Here is a 15,283-nt window from a genome sequence, read left to right on the forward strand (position 1 = left end):
TTTCCGAAGCTGCCTCCCAAACTTAGGCGATGGCTGGAGCCTGTCAAAAATGTGTCCGTTACAGGATGTGAAACAATCAGGGTTCGAGGCGGCGTTGCTGGTAGATCCAGTCAACAATTTCGCCATCGGGTGTGTAGCCGCTGACCGTGTCGCGCAATAACTGGCGAACGCGGGAATAATCATCCTGTTCAACGGCAATCAACAGCTCCGTCAAACGGCCCTTGAGCACATCCCAGGGCAGATGATCCTCGTTGGCGCTCATGATCATCGGGTGCTGCGTCGCCGACACGTTGTCGCCAATCAGCAACTCCTCATACAGCTTCTCGCCCGGCCGCAAACCGGTGAACTCGATCGAGATGTCGCCCTGCAGGTTTTTCTCCGAACGAACACTCAAACCGGACAGATGAATCATCTTCTCCGCCAGCTCTACGATTTTCACCGGTTCGCCCATGTCGAGCACAAACACATCACCGCCCTGCCCCATCGAGCCGGCCTGAATCACCAACTGCGCGGCTTCGGGAATGGTCATGAAATAGCGGGTGATCTTCGGGTGCGTCACCGTCAACGGCCCGCCCGATTTGATCTGGCTGTGGAACAACGGAATCACCGAACCGGACGACCCCAACACATTGCCAAACCGAACCATCGTGAAGCGCGTCTTGTTGACCCGGGACACATTCGCCGTGTCACCGAACAGCACCGGCGCGATCTCGCGACTCAAGGCCTGGAGCGTCAATTCGGCCAGGCGCTTGGTGCTACCCATGACATTCGTCGGGCGAACCGCCTTGTCCGTGGAGATCAAGACAAAATTGGAAACACCCGACTGCAACGCGGCCTGGGCAGTGTTGAGCGTACCGATGACGTTGTTCAGCACGCCTTCCGCAATGTTGTGCTCGACCATCGGCACATGCTTATAGGCCGCCGCGTGATAGACCGTGTCCACCCCCCAGGTTTTCATCACATCCAGCAGTTTGTGCTGATGCCGAATCGAACCGAGGATCGGCAATAACTGAACGGGAACCGACTCCCGAGCCCCGCGCTGCTCCAGCTCCGACAGAATGCTGTACAGGTTGAATTCGCTGTGATCAAACAGCAACAGCGTGGTCGGTCCAAGGCTGAAGATCTGACGGCAAAGCTCTGCACCGATCGACCCCCCGGCACCGGTCACCATCACTGTCTTGCCCTTGATACACCGCTCCAGCAAATCCGGCTGCGCCGGCACCGAATCGCGCCCAAGCAGGTCAGCGATATCGACTTCCTGAATGTCTTCAACCTTCACCCGGCCACTGGCGAGGTCGGTGAAGTTGGGAACACTTCGAATGTGCAACGGGAAACGCTCGAGAAACGTCAGAATTTCCCGGCGCCGCGCCCGGGTCGATGAAGGCAGCGCCAGAAGAATTTCCTTGGCGCCCGACTCATCGATCATCTGTTGAATGTGCTTGGGTTTATAAACCTGCAACCCCGCAATCACCCGATCCGCGATGCTCGGATCATCATCGATAAACGCTACAGGGCGCATGACCCGGCCCATGCGCAGCGCGGCAACAAGCTGGTTACCGGCCACACCCGCACCGTAGATGGCGACTTTGGTGAGGCCATCATCGCGGTTGGTGAACGGGACGTGCTGGGCACCGGCAAACCAGTCACCCATAAAATAATGCCGCATGCAGAGGCGTAGGCCGCCAATGATGACGAGGCTGAGCCACCAGTAGTTGAAGACGATGGAGCGAGGTACTACGGCTTCGTGGTTGCTGTACCAGTAGACAACAACAGCCAGAATAAGCGACGAAAGGCTTACGGCTTTGATAATCGCAATGAGCGCGTCATTGCCGAAATAGCGCATGACGGCTCGGTACATACCGAAACGTACGAACAAAGGAATCGCGATAACAGGGGCACAAACGAAGAGCCAAAAATGGGCCTTCAGAGGGTTGTACATATCGTCGATGCCGAGACGGACGATAAACGCCAACCACAGGGCTATCCAGACCAATGCGATGTCCGTCGCGACCTGTATCAGCCTTTTTCGGCGCCGAGGGAGCCCTACCAGATACGCTCTGATTTTATCCATAAACCCTTCAAACACCTCAGTCCCTCCTATCAGCACCCTTTTCACCGTGGTGAAATCTCATAGGCACTGCGCGTTCACTCTAAACCTAATGACATAGTAGTAGTTGCTTAGTTCTTAACTGCAGGATCGTCCAGATCTCCAGCTCGAAACTTAATAGCCAGTGCGATCAATGGCACGTAAGCCAAAATGACGCCGAATGCCCCGTGCAGATCAAAACGAGTCACGCACATCGCTATCGGCAGCAACCAGAAAAGATTAATCACGCCCACTGCCAGAGTGACGGGTAAATGCCTGCCGAAACGACGCGAGGCGAATTGGTAAGCATGACTGCGATGGGCTTCATAAACTTTGTCCCCCCTCATCAAACGGCGGAACAACGTGAACGTCGCGTCGACAATGAATACTCCAAGTAAAATCAACCAGGCCCACAGCATCGGCGCACTTTCCCACGCTGCCTGCAGAGAAAGCCCGCCCAAAGCAATGCCAAGAAAGCCGCTTCCGGCGTCGCCCATGAAAATCTTTGCCGGTGGGAAATTCCAGCAAAGGAAACCGGCAACGGAAACTGCGAGCAGGAAGGGTCCCCAAATCAGCGTATCGAGGCCCGCCAACCAGTAAAGCAGACAAGCACCCAGACAAGTACAAATGGCTTCCACGCTGGCAATGCCATCGATGCCGTCCATGAAGTTGTAGAGATTGAGCAGCCACACCAGATAAAAAGCGGCCAACACATGACCGGCCCAACCCAAATCAACATGAGTGCCGAACAGCTCTACGGCAGGCAATCCACTTATCCAGACCAGCAGCCAGGCCGCTGCAGCGAAATGGCTGATTAAACGCCAACGTGCGGCGATGTGTCCGTGGTCGTCCATAAAGCCAATCAGCGCTATAAAAATACCCGCCCCAGCCACTGCGAAAAAGGTCGATGGGGAAATCAGTCCTGCGCTGTACAGAAAAACCAACGACGCGACAAAAGCCACGACAATGGCGATACCACCGCCCCGTGGTGTCGCGATCGCATGGGAACTGCGTGCGTTCGGAATGTCCATCAGGCTTCGAGAGATTGCGTACTTGCGTAATGCTGCAGTCAGCAAAAAAGAGAGACCTGCGGCCACCGGAATAAACCACGCATAACTCATTATTTGCGAGCCTCTAGAAAATGCTGCGCCGTCGATTTCAATCCTTCCTCCAGACTGACAGAGGGACGCCAGCCCAGTACCAATTTTGTTTTCTTGATATCGACCTGCAAGGAGCCGAGAAGCCGCTGTGCGGTTGCGCGTCGACCCAACAAGCCGGCGAGGGAAACCAGCACCCCAACGGGGATGGGAACAAGCCAGGTTTTGACACCCAAAAAGGTAATCAGGCGCTGCATTAACTCGGTCGTTGAAACGTCTTCGTCATCGCTCACCAAAAATACTTGGTTCGCAGCCTGGGGATGATCAATGCACGTTGTGACTAGATCCACGACATTGTCCAGTGAAACAAGACTTCGAAGATTATCCACCGCCCCGAACGGCAGCGGGAAGCCCTTTACCAGCCAGCGCATCATTTGCTGAAAATTCGCGCCCACACCAGCACCATAAATAAGAACTGGACGGATGATGACAACTTCAATCGCTCCCGTACTGGCAAGCTGGATGAGTTGTTGCTCTGCTTCGAATTTGGAAATACCGTAAGGGTCCGATGGCTGCGGAAGGTCATCTGCCGAGAACGCACTTCCTGGTAGAGTCGCTTCTCCATTGACCTTGATCGAACTGATGAAGATAAATCTCTTAACGCCCGCCTGTATTGCCTGGCGTGCAAGATTAAGCGTGCCTTCAACATTAATTGCACGAAACTTCTCCAGCGACTGCACTGGATCCTCATGCATGACATGTACTCGGGCCGCCGAATGTACAACCACGCTCACACCCGTTAGGGACTGAGTCCATTCGGTGGATTGATCAATGTTTGATATATGAGTTTTTTCTACTGAATCGGGTAACTTGCTATTCAGATTTCTTAGAGGAGCTAAAACCAATGTTTCCGGTAAAGTGCAGAAACGCTTTACAAAGGCACCCCCTAGAAACCCGGTCGCGCCGGTCACAAGTATTTTTTTCGACATTTCGAACCGATTCAAAAAATAGATAGCAATGAAATAATCTATCACGAATAGGCGTCATTTTGAGCCCTGAATTTGCGCCGAGCGCCTAGCGCTGCGCTTAGGGGGCAGGGGCTAGCTGCCAGCTGAAATCACAAAACTCTGCCTCCCAACACAATTTGCCATTACGCAGGTTGGAGCAAACACGCGGGAGAGATAGAATCCCCCCAATTTTGACTAAACGCTCTATGAATAGAGCTGGAGCCGCCTCCAAGAGATGGGAGGCGTCAGTAAGTCATTCAAAATACCTAAATTCAGCAGGCTACGCCTCGAAGGGAGCATATCGATGCAGCAAATCAATAATCTCAGCGCGAAAATTGCAAAATACCGCGATCAAATCGATGCATCCATTCAGCGCGTAGTTTCCAGCGGGTGGGTCGTCTTAGGGCCAGAGGTCAAACGCTTTGAAGCCTCGTTCGCAGAATATCTCGGCGCTAGCCACTGCGTAACCGTAGCCAATGGCACCGATGCAATCGAGTTGGTACTAAAGGCATTGGGCGTCGAAAAAGGTGACATCGTCGCGACAGTCGCTAACGCTGGCATGTATACCACCACCTCGGTCCTGGCCATCGGCGCAGTCCCCACCTTCATGGATGTCGAGTTCGATACCCAAGTCGTCACACTCGCGGAAGTGAAGCGTGCCGTTGAAGCGGGCGCCAAAGTCGTCGTTGTCACTCACCTTTATGGCTTGGCCATCCCGGAAATTCAGGAGATTGCAACGTTCTGTGCGGACAACGGCATTCCACTCCTGGAAGACTGTGCACAAGCTCACGGCGCCAGCATGCATGGCAAACGTGTAGGCACATTCGGGGACGCTTCGAGCTTCAGTTTCTACCCGACTAAAAACCTCGGTGCCCTTGGCGACGGTGGTGCAGTCGTCACCAACTCTGCCGAGATCGCGCAGCAAGTTGCTCAACTGCGCCAATACGGCTGGTCTTCCAAATATTGCGTAGAGTTGGGCGGTGCCAGAAACAGCCGCCTGGACGAAATGCAAGCCGCCATCCTCTCCGAGTTCTTGCCGCGTCTGGATGAGGGCAACGCTCGACGTAATCAGATCGCCGAACGCTATCGCAACGAAATAAAGCAACTAGACATCACTCATCCTCAAGGCGGTAGCGATGCGTGGGTTGCACACCTATATGTCATCAAGAGCCCTAAACGCGATTCACTGCAGCAGCATCTGCGTGGCCTGCAAATTGCGTCGGAAGTGCACTACCCGATTCCCGACTACAAACAACCAGTGTTCCAGAACGCCCACGCCGACGTGCACCTGATAAACACCGAACGCCTGGCAAAGGAAATTCTGACACTGCCATGCTATCCAGAAATGGACGACACTGAAGTCAGCGCGGTAATCAAAGCTGTTAATGGATGGATTGCATGACCTACTCCATCGTCATCCCGGTATACAAAAACGCTGAATCCATACCGCGCTTGCTTCAGGCAATCACCGAAATCAATGAAAGTCTGAGCAACAAAGTGGAAGCGGTGTTTGTCGTCGACGGCAGCCCAGATGCATCATTTGCGTTGATTCAAAAAGAACTGCCAAATCTGCCGTTCGCTGCGCAACTGATCGCTCACTCGAGAAACTTCGGCTCATTCCCGGCGATTCGTACCGGCCTGATGGCAGCCACCGGAGAATACTTTGGTGTGATGGCGGCCGATCTGCAGGAACCGCCGGAGTTGCTAATTAGCTTTTTCCAGGCCTTGTCGAACGATGAATGTGACGTAGCCATCGGTACCCGCAATGCCCGCCAAGATCCCCTTTTCAGCCGACTGGCCTCCTCGATGTTCTGGGGTCTTTACCGGAAGCTGGTCGTCCACGACATGCCAAAAGGTGGCGTTGATATTTTCGGTTGCAATAACGCATTCAAAGAACAGCTTCTGAAACTTGAAGAATCAAGGTCCTCTTTGATTGCACTGATTTTCTGGCTCGGTTTCAGAAGAAAGTTCGTGGACTACGATCGTCAGGTTCGCCAGGAAGGCAAGTCCGCCTGGACATTCAAGAAGAAGCTGGAATACATGATGGACAGCGTCTTCGCGTTTACCGATTACCCGATTCGCCTTTTGATAAAAATGGGCGCCATCGGCTCATTGATTTCCGCAGCCATAGGCCTGCTGGTCATCATTGCCCGCATCCATGGCACTATTCCAGTCCCAGGCTACGCCGCCACCATGGTCGTGGTATTGCTCCTTGGCACGCTGAATCTGCTGGGCCTCGGCCTGGTAGGTACCTATGCGTGGCGAGCCTATGAAAATACCAAGCAGCGTCCGTTGGCTGTCGTAAGCATGCAATTGAACAACAGGGAGCAAACCAGTCATGTCTAACCCGACCATCCATCCAAGCGCAGATGTCAAAAGCACCAACATTGGCCAGAACTCCCGCGTATGGCAGTACGTTGTCGTTTTTCCTGACGCTGTGATCGGTGCGGATGTGAACATCTGCTCCCATTGCCTGATTGAAAACGATGTCATCATCGGTGACAGAACCACAATCAAGTCCGGCGTCTATGTCTGGGATGGCTTGCGGATCGGCAATGATGTGTTCATTGGCCCCAACGTCACCTTTACCAATGACAAATTCCCCCGCTCCAAGGTTTATCCGCAAGAGTTTCTACCAACGACGATACAGGACAAGGCTTCCATCGGTGGCGGCGCAGTTATCCTGCCCGGCGTAACCATTGGTACTGGAGCGATGGTGGGTGCAGGTGCAGTCGTCACCAAATCAGTGCCTCCTTATGCCATCGTGACTGGCTCGCCCGCACGCATTACCGGGTACGTGGAAAACACTGAGAGCAGCGCCACAACCGACAATGCGAAACACCTTGAGAACCCACAGTCCGAAGAACAGATCACAAGAGTCGGCGTGGGTGACGTGACCCTCCACAACTTCAAGTACATTGCCGACATGCGGGGTGACTTATCGGTTGGTGAGTTTGAAAAAGAAATCCCTTTTACGCCAAAACGCTACTTTCTGGTATTCAACGTACCAAGCCAGAAAACCCGTGGTGAGCATGCTCACCATAACTGCCATCAATTCCTTATCTGCGTGAAAGGCAGTTGTGCTGTCGTGGTCGATGATGGTGAAAATCGCGCAGAAGTACTACTTGACGCACCTAACAAAGGCATCTATCTGCCTCCGATGATTTGGGGCATTCAGTACAAGTACTCTGAAGATGCCGTTCTGCTTGTGTTCACTTCCGACTACTATGATGCCGCGGATTACATTCGAGACTATTCAGAGTTCACAAAAATTACTTCGAGCCTCGAATAAAGTGCCAGTACTAAAAAGCGAACGATTGAACAAATGGTTTTTGTTTCTGGTCGGAGGCGGTTTAAATACCGCCCTGACATACGGAATATATTTGATATTAAACTTATTCATAAGCTATCAAATATCTTACATCGCAGCCTACATCTCTGGCATATTATTTTCATACCTATTCAATTCACAAATAGTTTTCAAAGTAAAAAAAACCTGGAGGGGATTACTAATATACCCAAGCGTTTATCTATTTCAATATCTTATTGGTGCCGCACTACTTCACGTACTCGTGGAGTCTCTCGGCTTGCCGAAGGAAATAGCCCCACTATTTATCATCGTAGCACTTCTACCAGTTACTTATATTCTGAGCAAAACGGTACTGAAGGCCTCGCACAAACCACAGACAAATATCGGCTCTCAGTCCCAAAATAAAGCCAAATTGGATGGTAGCTTTCTCACGGTCGCCCCTATCAAGCCTGAAGTAATTAAACGTCTAGCAGGCCACATCCTGCCAACGCTAATTATTGTAACTGCGATATGGATTCCATTCGGATTTGCTATGACAGGAGTCATAGAGGAATGGTTGGTATTAGGGTCATTTACCGAGCATGGTGTTTTCTTTCTCACTGACTTAACCAGTCCAATGTCAGCGCACGCCCTGCGACCGCTTACTATCTTTCCTCAAGCAATAGCTTATTTTCTTGACCCACAAAGCTTTAAATATTGGCACATCCTGCTGATTGTATCGTTATTGATAAAGGGCTGGTGCATAAGCCTTATAATGACCAAAATCACCAACTCACTTAAATGGGGAATCGCGGCCAGCGCATTGTTTCTTGTCTACCCAGCAGACACTATGCAGCTGTCATTCCGCTCTATGCACATCAACTGGTCACTGGCACTAGCAACACTTGCCACAACCATATTTATATATTCGATCGAATCAAAAAATAAAATCATATCAATATCAGGAAGCATTGTCTCAGCAGTAACTTTTACTGCTGCGTGCGCAATGTATGAAGCATCATTGCTCCTTTCGATTTTACCTCTGCTTATCATCTGGACCAAAGGAGGGAGTGCCTATAGTGTAAAAAACCTGAAGCAACATTATCGGCACCATCTAATATGGTGGACAGGGTCGTTAATTTATATCGTATATGCAGTCATGACGGCTCGACTCATATCCACCTATCAAGGTGACATCATCGGTCAAAGCAGCATTTTTCAGACCATCGTAAACTCTTTTCCAAAATTGTTTAGTGTTGGACTATTGAGAAGTGTTTTAGGCGGCTGGTTCGATGCAATAAGAATAACCGCTTCAGAATTTACAAATTACTGGTACGCCCTAGCAACCGTAATCTTACTATTAACAACCACTCTATTGGTCTCAGGAACGGACCAGAGCCACTCGCGCGATGATAAAAAAAGTAACCACTTAAAAAAAGCGAGGCGCCTTCTTTGTATTGGCATAGCTTTAATAATTTCGGGATATGCGCCGTTCCTCCTGTCGGTCCCTCACCAATATATTAGCCAGCGAACCTTTCTGTTCTCCTCACTTGGAGCTGCATTGTTTTCTGTAGGCTTATTGATAGCAGCTTACCAAGTGTCAAAAGCCTTCACTGTTGCAGCAGCTACGGCCTTGACAGTCTTCGGCCTATCTTTTCAGCTATATCAATTCAACCACTACGTCAAAATATCTAACGCTCAAGTCTCCATATTACATGAAGTATCCGAGAAATTTGATGGAAATGCAGAAGGCAAAACACTGCTGATACTTGATCATAGCAATCAAATCGGCCATACATGGATGCTTCCTGATTTAAATCTTCGCGGCGCATTAACATATATTTATGGACACACCATAGACGCAGTTGAAGTCTGTCATTTGCCCAGTCACGAATGGCAAAAAACGGACAGTCTAGCTAGAAAAGGCTACTGTGAAGAAGGTCCGCAGGAATGGACCTTTCATTATCCAGCCCCTGTATCAGGCCCAGACATGCCGACACAAGTCCAAAAAGAAAGCGTTAAGGTACGCAAAGCAGACTTGATAGTCATCGACATAAACCCCGACATCAACAAACAACAATTGCCTCTGCAAACTTCGTCATTTAAAGGAGCCGCTCTGAGTTTCGTTAATCGCTCTGTGTCGTCTGCAAGATTTTTAAGCTTCACCGATGACCAAAATAAAGACTTCTACCACTGGAACTTTGGGAAGTGGTGGAGCCTAGAAATCCCTACAATAGGATCTGGCTGGCGTGAGGGGGAATGGAGGGTCAACAGCTTTTACCATGAAACTGCTGCCTGGAAAACAAGCGAAAACGCGTATCTTTATTTCCGGTTCTCTCCAAAACAACTGAAATATACGTTAACTGGAAACTTCGACTACATTGTAAGCGTGGACATAAAGAACGGCATGAGACTGCTTCTAAATGGGAAAGAGGTGCCAATTCGCTGGCAACACAATGGTGAATTTGAAGCAACAGCCACGCCAGACCAATTCGTTACCGGCACTAACGAATTAAAATTCACATCAGATATTGACAAAAAATACTATGGCTTTTCTGCACGATTAAAGTGGGTTGAAATTAAAAAATCCGATCAGCAATAGTATTTAACAACAATACCGAGTAACACGCATCATAAGCCACGCGCCAGTTCACAATCTTGGCTGCGATCTGGATTGCAAGAAAAAAGGATGAGCAAATTGGGCAACAACATATTAAATGCGGTTCATCTACTGCCAATAAAATCAAAACATCCGCTCGCCCTGATCTTAGCTGTGTGGCTAATTTATCTGGCAATGTTCGGTTTGCTGCAAATACTCGATACCAGGGTTGGATTTGAGATCTGGCCAATAGGCGAAGATCGTAACTGGATATACTTGTTAAAAAGCGGGAATCCGGTACAAACATTCCAAGAATTTTGGGCGCTTGATCATCGAAATCCTATGGCCGCACTCTGGTGGATACTGGCCTCACCTATTATCAAGCTCTCGGACTGGGGCTTACATGCAATAGCTCAGATAGTCTCACCTATCGTAGCCTGCATAACCTTTGTAACTCTAGATCGCCTTGGGCACAAAAAACATCGCCTTTTCTCTTTAATGACAGGACTAGTTGTTCTGTTATGGAATTTCCCTGCACGCCATGACCATGTCGACAGAGTGATGGTTATAGCATTAGCCTTCACACTACTGTCAATATATTTTTATACTAAATTTATTGATAATCAACGAGTTAAAAGATCAACTCTTGCAATCGCTATCGCATGTTATCTGATCGCACTATCGACATACACGATACAAAGCGGAGCAATAATTGCTGTAGTTTTCATTGCTTTTTTCAGAACTCCAGGACCGATAAAAAACAGACTAAAATATACAACACTCGACTCTGCTTTATTTTTTTCTGCCTTTGCAATTTACACTGCTATCTGGATCTACTTTGCCGGCTCAAATAGTGGATTTAAAATCGGCTTGGCCGAGTTGATGTCAAATGCAATTATCAGTATCAAAGCGTTTATTTACCCACCGTCGGTTGGACAGTTCCTCGGTCTAGCCAACGCCGAATTCCCATCAGGACAACGAGCATACTGGTACACAGTTGCCGGTATCTTTTCCGCAATAACTGTCTATGGATCAACCCTGGCCTCACGTCAACAAGCTTTATTCCCTCCTATAGGTTGGGTACTGGTGTTACTCATTTCTATTGGCACTCCTACTATTTTCGTTGAGGCCGGAAACCCAACATGGGGTCCTGGAAGCCGCTCAATAATGGTGCAGCAAGTCTGGCAACCCTTATTTTTGGTTTGTCTGATTTTCATCGTCGCTACTATTATCCGCCCGCAAACAGTTCGCACCGCTGTTGTAACGACTGTGTTATGGGCCTTATGTACAAAAATTATATTTGTAGCGTTCGCATTCAATCATTCTCAAACCATCATTACACTTTACCAACGAAACTTAGGCGTGGCATTGCGAACTCTGGACGAAGGTCAGACAAAACAAGTCAACTACATTATCAAAGTGGTCAATCCGGTAAGTCCAAAAGTTGGCAGCGAGCCTACTCTACCCTCCTATGCCGCAACCGTTATAGGACGAGAGAAAACCTTTTTACGTGTACTCATGAAATCACCGTCCCCATTGCCTTCATATGACTCAGTATGGAGAGTAGGTTTCGGCAAGGATGGGGTTACAAATGGTGCCGCTTTCTTTGATAGAACCGTGACCCCTTACGAAAACGTTAAGGTTGTAGAATTTAATGGGGTTAACCTGGTTGTGCCCCCCGAACTCGATAAAGATGATTTCGAAGGATTTCAGGTCGATTGGTGGCTCGATGGAAAAATAAATCAACAATAGATGATTTATCTCCAGGCAATAGTGATACCTAAAAAATTAATATTGGAAAACTAATGGAACACTTTTCGAAAACAGAGAGAAAACCTTCTTTCTATTCGTTACTAGAGAGTAAAGCCCAACTCTGCTCTTTCTATGCAGTGTTTTTGGTCTTGTTCGTCATTCACCTTATTTTTGGTATTGTCGACTACCCTTTTGACGCCGCAACCTATTGGAAGTTAAGCACGCCTGCGTCCATTCAAAGTTTTCCAGATATTGTTAGAGGTTACGTTTACGCCTATCTGCTCTTTCCAATACATACTTTAGGCGATGCTATTAACGACACAAACCGTATCATTTTCAGGTTCAGCAGCTCTGCCATCTATGCCTATCTATTAACCGGTCCGGTGGCAAACTTTTTCCTCCAATGTTTCGGTGGTCGCCTTACTGCAATTCGGCGAATTTTTTTCGCGCTGTTTGCAATTGCTCTTTTCCCTGGATTATTCCTTTACCCGTTGTCAGACATGCCCGCGGCGATAGCTCTAATAATAGCTATTACGCTCGCAGACAGTGCAAAACGCAAACACTGGTTAGCTTTTTTGTTCTTTTCCGGAGCGGCCGCTAGCGCGGCATACAATATTCGAACGATCTACCTCTTCGCCTTCATTGCATTACTTTTCCTCATTCCATTTGTTTTCCTACGCAGTAAATCCTGGAGCGCTCGCGGACTTGGCTTGGCTGCGTTTATTTTAGGGGCACTCGCTGTCGCAGCACCGCAAATCGCCATTAATAAACGTATCCATGATGTCGCGACCCCCTTAGTGTTCGCCACCGTCAATGGCAAATCATTAATGGCGACTCAACTGTACTGGGGTGTAACTATACAGCGCTACGAAACCTACAACGGTGGAGACACTCCAGCACCTAGCCTTTACTATAGAGACCCAGTCGGAATCGCGCTACGCTCGCTTGATCAATCGCTATTCACAGGCGACCCCACTATTGGCGGATACATTTCGCTGGTTGCGAAGTACCCCATTCAGTTTCTTGGTATTTATGGAAGACACTTCATTAACGGCATTGATGTTCGTGATGGGATGGTTTACATCAATAAGCCATCAATCAATAAGGGTATGGTCGCGTTCCTCTGCTACAGCCTATTCTTTTTTGGCGCCTTGATTTTTTGCACGAGACTAAAGCCTCGATGGATTGAAGTTGCTTATCTCGCCCCCCTGCTCATTCCAATATTGGCGATTCTACCGGGAGCGGTCGAAACCCGATTCTTCATGCCTCTTTACCTGGTTTTGTTTGGTGCCATCGCAACCCAATTCGAGTGGTCACACTTTTCAAACCTCCTAAAAAAGTACTGGCTGCCAATCCTCGCTGCATATACTTTACTCGCTGCCTCTTTTCTGGCCATAACCACTGCGGCCATGACCAGCGTATCGTTCACTTTACCCTGATCTTTACCTGCACAGGCCGTACTGCTGGAAACACTTTGGCAGTACGGCTATTTCCTAGCCATGCCTCCCTCTATCCCATATCACCGTATCCGCCTCTTTCACCTTATCAATCACACTGTAATCAAGTGGAACCGGCTACAGAGAGCGAAGCGGTGTCTGGTACCATAGCGACCTTTCGCGCGCCCACAAGAGATTTCAAAGATGTCCATATCCACTTCGAATAACGTTGGCTGCCGCTCCGATGTTGTGCTGCGCGCAGGAATGGTATTACTAGCGATCGCCACAACCTTTTTGCTTTGTTATCGCATGACGATAGGCGTAGATCTCACAGACGAGTCCTACTACTTGTCTTTTTTGGATGGGTGGCTGAAGACTGGCTTTCAGGACAGTAACGCCCTGGTGTTACATCAGACCGCTGAATTACTGATCTTTCCCCTCGTCAAAATCTTTGCTGCTTTGATGCCAAACGATCAGGGTTTAGCTCTGTTCAACAGGTTTATATATCTGGTAGCCAGTCTTATCTCCGGTTTTTGCTTTTTCCGTTTCGCTCGTACTCGACAAACATTTCCGGTCGCAGTGCTGTGTGGAATGGCGGTAACGAGCTTCATACCCTTCAGCCTTCCTTCACCGTCATACAACACCTTGGGCATGCTAAGCATGCTGAGCGCAGTTGCAGCGTTTGCTACCTATGCACAAACGCATCAACCCCGCTGGTTAATAACATCAGCGGCGGCGTGGATGGTGTCCGTACTCGCCTACCCCACGTTCGTGGCCGTTTTGGCAAGCTTCCTGGTTGCCATTGCAGTCGTACCAGTACTAAGGCCTAACCTTCGCCGTTATTTTGTGTGGTGCCTGATATTTCAGGTCCTTGGACTAGTCCTCTTATTGTCAACGTACGGCGTCGGCCGATTGATGCAGATCATCGAGTTCACCAATGCATCACTTCAAATTTCAACCGGACTTGGAGGTAAATTGTCGAAGGCCGCAGCCTTACTTGGCGCTAGCAAAATCTTCGTAAGCTTGTGTCTCGCATCAATCGCCGTCGGTATCTTTGCGGGGAGAGATACACGCAATTCTTTCCATGGATGGATCATAAGTGCAGCCATAACGGGGATTCTTGTTACCGACCTGCTCGCCGGCCCTTTCCTCTATGCTACATCTCATGATTACGTGTTCTTGCTCGCTATCGCAGGGACAGCCTTCTTCCTAACCGCAACGATCACGAAAGCCCGAAATGACCTTGCAATGACTGCGTATTTTTTCGTAGGGCTTTTCGCCGGCATCGTAACGTCGACAACCGCCACAAACAGCATCGTTAACTTCGCCGTTGGTGGGTTTATCTGTGTCTGCATGTTTATTCTCGCCATATTCCCGAAAGGAGAAGTTGAGCGTCATTCTCACCCAGCGCTCCTCTCTGTAGTCGTTGCCCTTTTATTAATGAGCAATTTCAACTTTATTTACGGGGAAGGTGTAAATCCGTTAAGTTCAGCATCTGCGAAGCGAATTGAGAGCGGAGTATTTGCCGGCCTGCTTACTACCGAAGATAAGGCCCGGGCAATTATCGATACCACTACGTTTTTAGCAACAATCCCTGGTGATTCAGTCGCCGTGATAGGACGCTTTCCCAGCATCTATCTGCTCACTGGCATGCGACCAAAAACGTTGTCAACGTGGGATTTCAGTCAACAAAACGGGGCGACACCCAAGATCGACAGGGCCATCTCCAAGTTCTATGGGCTCGAAGCCAACTTACCATCAGTGGTGTTGAACGTCACCGATCCTTGGACTGCTGCTCCGTCAGAGTCCGGCAAGCAATTGCAGGAGCGCTATATACGGGCTTCTCACATCGATACTAATCAATGGAGTATCGAGGTTCTTGTACGGCCACCTCTCATGAAATGAAATTGGGGCTCCACAGCAGTTCAAGTCCATCGCACTATGCGAAGGACTTCGCTGGAGGCTTACGAAGCCTCGCCGCGTTGGAACCTTTTAAAAGGCAACACGAGACAACCTC

At 49.1% G+C, this 15,283-nt stretch carries 10 protein-coding genes; 7 read left to right on the forward strand and 3 right to left on the reverse strand.

The window, feature by feature from the left end; all coding sequences use genetic code 11:
- Positions 1-76 precede the first annotated feature (76 nt).
- The 3 genes from M5G20_RS22390 to M5G20_RS22400 all read right to left on the reverse strand — a co-directional run bounded on the left by M5G20_RS22390 (position 77) and on the right by M5G20_RS22400 (position 4,217).
- Positions 77-2,071 (reverse strand): polysaccharide biosynthesis protein, encoded by a 1,995-nt coding sequence (locus M5G20_RS22390; protein WP_273920930.1) that lies wholly within the window; start codon positions 2,069-2,071, stop codon positions 77-79.
- A gap of 107 nt (positions 2,072-2,178) precedes the next feature.
- Positions 2,179-3,207: an MraY family glycosyltransferase gene (locus M5G20_RS22395; protein WP_273920931.1), complete on the reverse strand. Its 1,029-nt coding sequence runs from the start codon at positions 3,205-3,207 to the stop codon at positions 2,179-2,181.
- Positions 3,207-4,217 carry a UDP-glucose 4-epimerase family protein gene (locus M5G20_RS22400; RefSeq protein WP_273920932.1) on the reverse strand — a complete coding sequence of 337 codons (1,011 nt, stop codon included), beginning with the start codon at positions 4,215-4,217 and terminating at the stop codon, positions 3,207-3,209. Before M5G20_RS22400 ends, M5G20_RS22395 begins: the two co-directional genes overlap by 1 nt.
- 277 nt (positions 4,218-4,494) lie before the next feature.
- Here M5G20_RS22400 and M5G20_RS22405 point away from each other — a divergent pair, with 277 nt between their 5' ends.
- The 7 genes from M5G20_RS22405 to M5G20_RS22435 all read left to right on the forward strand — a co-directional run bounded on the left by M5G20_RS22405 (position 4,495) and on the right by M5G20_RS22435 (position 15,171).
- Positions 4,495-5,592, forward strand: coding sequence for a DegT/DnrJ/EryC1/StrS family aminotransferase (locus M5G20_RS22405; protein ID WP_273920933.1), 1,098 nt, complete (start codon positions 4,495-4,497; stop codon positions 5,590-5,592).
- Positions 5,589-6,536 carry a glycosyltransferase family 2 protein gene (locus M5G20_RS22410; RefSeq protein WP_273920934.1) on the forward strand — a complete coding sequence of 316 codons (948 nt, stop codon included), beginning with the start codon at positions 5,589-5,591 and terminating at the stop codon, positions 6,534-6,536. Before M5G20_RS22405 ends, M5G20_RS22410 begins: the two co-directional genes overlap by 4 nt.
- Entirely contained in the window at positions 6,529-7,482 is a 954-nt protein-coding gene (locus M5G20_RS22415) for a WxcM-like domain-containing protein (RefSeq protein ID WP_273920935.1), read from the forward strand. Before M5G20_RS22410 ends, M5G20_RS22415 begins: the two co-directional genes overlap by 8 nt.
- Complete coding sequence (locus tag M5G20_RS22420; protein WP_273920936.1) at positions 7,421-10,081, forward strand: GtrA family protein; 2,661 nt, start codon at positions 7,421-7,423, stop codon at positions 10,079-10,081. The genes M5G20_RS22415 and M5G20_RS22420 overlap by 62 nt, the downstream gene beginning before the upstream one ends.
- Before the next feature lie 87 nt (positions 10,082-10,168).
- Entirely contained in the window at positions 10,169-11,830 is a 1,662-nt protein-coding gene (locus M5G20_RS22425) for a hypothetical protein (protein WP_273920937.1), read from the forward strand.
- A 53-nt stretch (positions 11,831-11,883) separates the two neighbouring features.
- On the forward strand, positions 11,884-13,269 hold the full coding sequence (locus M5G20_RS22430) for a hypothetical protein (RefSeq protein ID WP_273920938.1): 1,386 nt from the start codon (positions 11,884-11,886) through the stop codon (positions 13,267-13,269).
- 201 nt (positions 13,270-13,470) lie between these two features.
- Positions 13,471-15,171, forward strand: a complete 1,701-nt coding sequence (locus tag M5G20_RS22435) for a hypothetical protein (protein WP_273920939.1) — start codon at positions 13,471-13,473, stop codon at positions 15,169-15,171.
- Positions 15,172-15,283: the final 112 nt, after the last annotated feature.

Origin of the sequence: Pseudomonas sp. TNT2022 ID1044 (genome assembly GCF_028656895.1) — a bacterium.
GTDB classification, from domain to species: Bacteria; Pseudomonadota; Gammaproteobacteria; order Pseudomonadales; family Pseudomonadaceae; genus Aquipseudomonas; species Aquipseudomonas reinekei.

Excerpts from the sequence above, each read along its gene's own strand:
- M5G20_RS22390 (WP_273920930.1), bottom strand. The coding sequence starts at position 2,071 with ATGGATAAAATCAGAGCGTATCTGGTAGGGCTCCCTCGGCGCCGAAAA.
- M5G20_RS22395 (WP_273920931.1), bottom strand. The coding sequence starts at position 3,207 with ATGAGTTATGCGTGGTTTATTCCGGTGGCCGCAGGTCTCTCTTTTTTG.
- M5G20_RS22405 (WP_273920933.1), top strand. The coding sequence starts at position 4,495 with ATGCAGCAAATCAATAATCTCAGCGCGAAAATTGCAAAATACCGCGAT.
- M5G20_RS22410 (WP_273920934.1), top strand. The coding sequence starts at position 5,589 with ATGACCTACTCCATCGTCATCCCGGTATACAAAAACGCTGAATCCATA.
- M5G20_RS22415 (WP_273920935.1), top strand. The coding sequence starts at position 6,529 with ATGTCTAACCCGACCATCCATCCAAGCGCAGATGTCAAAAGCACCAAC.
- M5G20_RS22420 (WP_273920936.1), top strand. The coding sequence starts at position 7,421 with ATGCCGCGGATTACATTCGAGACTATTCAGAGTTCACAAAAATTACTT.
- M5G20_RS22425 (WP_273920937.1), top strand. The coding sequence starts at position 10,169 with ATGAGCAAATTGGGCAACAACATATTAAATGCGGTTCATCTACTGCCA.
- M5G20_RS22430 (WP_273920938.1), top strand. The coding sequence starts at position 11,884 with ATGGAACACTTTTCGAAAACAGAGAGAAAACCTTCTTTCTATTCGTTA.
- M5G20_RS22435 (WP_273920939.1), top strand. The coding sequence starts at position 13,471 with ATGTCCATATCCACTTCGAATAACGTTGGCTGCCGCTCCGATGTTGTG.